General features: G+C 50.4%; 2 protein-coding genes. Both read right to left on the bottom strand.

What is annotated here, in order from left to right; all coding sequences use genetic code 11:
• Window positions 1–285 precede the first annotated feature (285 nt).
• A complete protein-coding gene (locus ACTCIA_RS16015) occupies window positions 286–4,185 on the bottom strand; it encodes a PAS domain S-box protein (protein WP_463002809.1) in 3,900 nt (1,299 codons plus the stop codon).
• A gap of 670 nt (window positions 4,186–4,855) precedes the next feature.
• Window positions 4,856–5,309: methyl-accepting chemotaxis protein (locus ACTCIA_RS16020; RefSeq protein WP_463002810.1), on the bottom strand; the 454-nt coding region annotated here is incomplete at its 5' end.

A 5,309-nucleotide genomic window follows, 5' to 3' on the forward strand; every position in this document is an offset into this window, starting at 1 on the left:
GTGATCGGAAAAACCGTGATTACCACGCTTGAGCCGGGAGCGGGGCTCTCCGACGTGGACGAATCCGGACTTCTAATAAACAGGATAAGCGGTATGAATGTTTTGATCCCGGAAAAAAGGAGGAGAGCATGGAAAAAATCGGGCGCAATGATTCCTGTCCTTGTGGGAGAGGGCTGAAATGAGGCGAGTGCAAAAAGTCTTTTGCAGGCGCATGAAGACAGAGTTCAGTAAACAGATGACAGGCAAATCAAAAGGTTATTTGAAAGGGTAATAAGTTGGCCTCAACTATTTGAAATGCTTGGCCAGCATCTGTTCCAGGTCGCCCTTTTGCACCGGCTTGGCCAGGTAATCGTCCATGCCCGCCTCCAGAAACATTTCCCGGTCCCCATCCATGGCGTAAGCAGTCAGGGCGAAGATGGGAATGTCTTGTTTCACCCCCAGGTTTTTGTCTGACCTGATGGTTTTCGTAGCCTCAACACCATCCATGACCGGCATATTAATGTCCATGAGAATACCGTCAAAATCCTGCTGGGCAAGCATGGTCAAGACCTGCTGGCCGTTTTCGGCCAGGGCAACTTCATGTCCGGCCTTTTCCAAAAGCAGTTTCGTGGGCAGCTGGTTGGAAGGATCGTCCTCAGCCAGGAGAATTCGAAGTATGCGTTTGCTTTTGTCCATCTCTGCTGCGGGTACTACGGAAGCTTCCCCAGGCTCTTCAGGCTGCCCAAGGGGTAGGGAGATATAGAAAGTGCTGCCTCCCCCCGGCGCGCTTTTTACGCACATATTTCCATTCATCATCTGCACAAGTCTGCTGACAATGGACAGACCCAGGCCAGCCCCTTGATATTTGCGGGTAAAAGAGTTCTCGGCCTGGACGAAGGGTTTGAACAATTCATCCACCTTTTCGTCCGGCATCCCGATACCAGTATCCGAAACAGTTATGAGCAGACGAAAGTCATTGCCGTGACGGTGCTGGAGGTGCAAGTCTACGCTTATCCGGCCTTTTTCCGTGAATTTCAGGGCATTGCCCACCAGATTGAACAGGATCTGCTGTAGCCTGGCTTCGTCCCCAAGGATAATTTCAGGCAGATTCGGATCCAGGCCGAATAGGAGGGCTACATCCTTGTCCCGGCTGGTGACCATGAACAGCTCATCCACTGAGTCACGCAGTTTTTTTATATTCACTTCTTCTTCCCGGATTTCCATCTGACCGGCTTCAATACGGGATAAATCCAGGATGTCCGACAACAGCCTGGTCAGTCTGTTGGCCGAGACTGTAGCCATATCAACGTATTCTTTTTGCTCCTTTTCCAGGTCGGTGCTCTGCAAAAGCTGCATCATTCCCAGTATGCCGTTGATGGGTGTGCGGATTTCATGGGACATGTTGGCCAGGAATGCGGACTTGGCGTGGTTGGCGGCCTCGGCCTGTACCTTGGCCATGTTCAGGGATTTTTCATACTCTTTTCGTTCTGTAATATCCCTGAACTCGACCACTCGGACCTGCTTTCCTTTGTACGGGATGTTTCTGGCTTCCAGATGCAGTGGGTATTCTTCTCCGTTTTTGCGTATTCCAAAGGCTTCATAAGGTTTTTCATAACCTGCAAGGATATTGGTCATCACCATTTCACGGGACTGTTCAGCTATTAGAAGCAGACCGTCCATTCCGATGAGTTCCTTGTAAGCGTATCCGGTAATACTGGAAAGACCCTGGTTGCATTCCAGTATGATGCCCTTGTCGTGGATGGTGATTCCTCCAAATGAGGCATTGTGCAAGGTCCTGAAACGCTCTTCGCTCTCGCGCAGTGCTTTTTCTGCCTTTTTACGTTGAGTGATGTCTGTGCAAAATCCGATTATATTGTTTTTATCGAGCAGGAGGGAATCAAGCATCACATATACTTTGCTTCCATCGCTATGGAGCAAAGATATCTCCTGGTGCACCTTTTCCCCTTCCAGAAGCTGGGGGAAGGTCTGCAAATCCTTTTCATATTCATCAGGATGCCCGACGTCCTTAACGTTCATTGAGAGGAGTTCATCTTCAGTATATCCTAGAAGTTCTCCGGCTGCAGGATTAACGAACGTATAATCTCCTTTGCTGTTTGCTATAAAGATGGGAGTGGGGGAGTTTGTGACATACGATTCGAACTTTAAGCCTGCCTGTTTGCGCTCGGTAATGTCCCGGGTATTGAATAAAATTCGTTCCGGATTCCCCTTTTCCTCCCGCAATATCGTACCAACGGTTTCAAACCATAAATATTCCCCGTCACTGCGTTTATAACGGTATTCCACCTTGTGGTTTTCACCGGACTGCAAAAAATGCGTGAATTCTTTAGCGACAATATCAATATCTTCGGGATGCACAAAGTCCATCACATTTTTCCCGATCAAATAATCCCGCTCATAGCCCAGTATTTCATGCGATTTGCCAACGAGCGAAAAGTTGCCTTTAAGATCAGTCAGGGCAACCAGATCAAAATTGCTGTCAAAAATCCTTTCCAGAAGATCGTTTTTTTCTTGTAAAACTTTTTCTGTCTGTTTGCGCCTTTCAATATCCCGGGCAAGCTTGATTTTGCTGTAGCTTAGCGAAGAGATCATCCCGGCGAGCCTGGCATAAAACATCATGGCCGCTTCCACCGTTTCCCGTTTCAAGCGTGGAACACGGTCAAGGGCCGCCAGGTATTCTTTCTCATCAAAGCCATATTGCCGGGCCTGTTTTCTAAACATCTCGTAATCCACATGTTCATCCTGATAAAAAAACTGGCCTATATAAATATTGCCGAGATGTTTTCCTCCGATTTCAATAGGGCTGACCATATCCCACATATTGTTCTTGCACCGGTATGCCTTGAAAGTTCCCGCCGGCACGCCGCTGGCAAGGGCCAGATCGCTTTCCCTGCAATTTTTCGCGGTATCTGGATGTACACGATGAAATTTTGCGCAGATATCCGTCCATGCAGAGCCGACCAGTACGTTTCCATGGATATCAAGTATTGCACCACCTACGTTCGTGGCTTTGAATAAATCCTCCATTATGGTTTGCAGCTCATTGGTATCAAGGATATCAGCCAGATCGAGTGTCTCGATGCCCCCTTCAGGTTCAAGTATGGCCTGGAGTTTGTTTTTGATGGTTGCTTTGCTCTCGCGCAGCGCCTTCCGGGCGGCGCGTTCTTTGATCTGGTCGCGGAACACCAGCACCACACCGGTGATTTCGCCGGAATCATTACGGATCGGCGCTCCACTGTCGGCAATCGGGATTTCCCGTCCATCCTTGGAAATGAGCAGTGTATGGTTGGCGAGTCCGACAATTTGACCGCTTTTGAGAACATTGGTGACCGGGCTTTCGACCGGCTGCCGGGTGTGTTCGTTGAGGATCCAAAAGACGCTTTCCAGCGCCTGTCCAGTCGCCTCCTTTTCGCTCCAGCCGGTCAGCGATTCCGCCACCGGATTCATGGAGGTGATGCGGCCATTTATATCGGTGGAAATCACGGCATCGCCGATGGAATGAAAAGTGGTGCGCAGCGTTTCTTCGCTTTTCCGCAACGCCTCCTCGGCCTGTTTTGTTTCAATCATGGATCCGATGATCCGGGCTGTGGAATGCAGCCGTTTTTGGGCCAGCTCAATGATAAATTGCGGCCGGGACTCGTAGGCACGGGCCTCGCCAAGCAGATCCTTGTAATCGAGATTGTAGGTCTCAGCCAGCTTTCGCAGCTTTTGCGGATCTTTTGGCGGATCGCCGTATCCAAAGTTGATCGCCCCCACGACGTTTCCGTGCGCGAGGATCGGAACCGCGTACATTCGAATGCCGCCATGGCATGCGATGTCCACGGGTGTATTTTCAATAATTGCCCGTTTGGCGCAATCCGTCCAGCAGGATTCATGGCATAACCATTGGCCGGAGTTCAGCGCTTCGGCGTTATCCGTGCTATCGCAAAGCCGGCGCGAGGCGCTGTCCAGCAACCGGCACCACCCCGAGGAAAAAATACCAAAGGCATAATCGCCGTTAACCTCGTAGATGGCCGAGGAGGTCCCGAGCAATTCCAGATAATCATGGGCAAAATTTTCCAGACGTTCGCGACCGATAGATTTTAAGATAATCCCGTCCCGATTCAATTCGGTCAGGTCGCCATATCCCTGGTCATGCCTCTCTGCTTGGGCTTTAATATTTGAAAGCGGATTTTTGGATTCGGACATGGATGTATCCTCGTGGCTACGTTTTTATTTTCAGCCCGGTTTTTTGTGGCGGATCGGCGAACATCAGACGAGCTGTTTCCCGGCGTCGCTGGATTTGATTAATCTTGGAGGCTGAGGGGATCTTCCCCTTGATCTGCCCACAGAGCTGCATGTTGAGCGTGGAGGGGGCAAAGTATTTATGGTTTATCTCGTATTAAGGTCGGACAATGATTTTGTCCAGGAAAACCGAATCGGGAAAAGATATGGACATATTCAGGGGCGCCAGAGGATCAGCTGCCGCCCGGAACTTCCTTTTTAAGTATAAGATGGGAATATTGAGCAAGGAAAGCCGATTTTTTCGGCATTGGCTCATTGATATAGCAGGTGCTTAAACAGGCTGGAACCAGGAGCGGCCCGGAGTCAGTGTATGTTCTTGCGGTGTATGACCCGGCCATCATGCTAGAATTGCTGCATAGTTGTTTTTAAATAGCTTGTACTCGGCGTTTAAAACCCACTTTTTATCTTTCCGGGACAATTTTAAGTCCCGGCAGGGGTCCTTTATCAAAGCGGAGCAGGCATTTGTCCTGATCCGCCGCATATGCATTGATATCCTGGCCGGGGCCCGGGAACTTTTTTACCGCACAGGTTTCTGTCCGGTAAAACATGATAACTCCCGGTCCCTGGCGGATTATCAACTGTTTTTCATCTTTTCTATCAGGGACTGAAGTTCTCCGGCCTGCCCGGCCAGTTCATTTATGGCCCGGGTGGACTGCCCCATTGCGTCCGCGGTGTCACCGGCAATGCGGTTTATTTCCTCAATGCTTCGATTAACCTGTTCACTGGTAGAGGACTGCTCCTCCGTGGCCGTAGCGATTGAACTGACCTGATCCGCAAGATCCTGGGACAGTTTGACGATATTTTCCAGGGCCTCTCCGGATTTGTTAACCAGCTCAGTGGCTTCCTCCACCGCCTGGACGGCCTGGTCCATGCCCTGAATATTGTCCTTGGCCCCCTGCTGAATGCTGGTGATAGACTCCCCCACCTCTTTGGTGGCGCTCATGGTCTTTTCAGCCAGTTTGCGCACTTCATCGGCAACAACGGCGAAGCCCCGTCCGGCATCCCCGGCGCGGGCGGCTTCTATGGCG

It is taken from the genome of Desulfosalsimonas sp., assembly GCF_055149105.1.

Excerpts from the sequence above, each read along its gene's own strand:
- ACTCIA_RS16015 (WP_463002809.1), bottom strand. The coding sequence starts at position 4,185 with ATGTCCGAATCCAAAAATCCGCTTTCAAATATTAAAGCCCAAGCAGAG.